At 73.4% G+C, this 448-nt stretch carries 1 protein-coding gene; it reads left to right on the top strand.

Going from position 1 to position 448, the window contains the following annotated elements:
* On the top strand, nucleotides 1-448 hold a 448-nt coding region (locus UK12_RS33160), incomplete at both ends, for an AMP-binding protein (RefSeq protein WP_045306925.1).

Below are 448 nucleotides of genomic sequence, written 5' to 3'. Positions count from 1 at the left end.
GCGTACGGTCCGACGGAGACGACGGTGTGCGCGACGATGAGCGATCCGCTGTCTCCGGGGTCGGGTGTGCCGCCGATCGGGCGTCCGATCGCCAACGCGCGGGTGTACGTGCTGGACGACCGGCTTCAGCCGGTCCCGCCGGGTGTGGCGGGCGAGTTGTACGTGGCGGGTGCCGGTCTGGCCCGGGGCTATCTGAACCGGCCGGGGCTGACGGCCGGTCGGTTCGTGGCGTGCCCGTTCGGGTCGACCGGGGAGCGTATGTACCGCACCGGTGACCTGGTGCGGTGGCGTGCCGACGGCGAGTTGGAGTACGTCGGCCGGGTGGACGACCAGGTGAAGGTGCGTGGCTTCCGGGTCGAGCTCGGCGAGGTCGAGGCGGCGCTGGCCGAGCACCCCGGCGTCGCCCAGGCCGCCGTCCTCGCCCACGACGACCGGCTCGTCGGCTACG

It is taken from the genome of Saccharothrix sp. ST-888, assembly GCF_000955975.1.
Lineage (GTDB): Bacteria > Actinomycetota > Actinomycetes > Streptomycetales > Streptomycetaceae > Kitasatospora.
The sequence above is the reverse complement of the archived record's forward strand: the minus strand, read 5'-3'. Positions and strand labels throughout refer to the sequence as shown.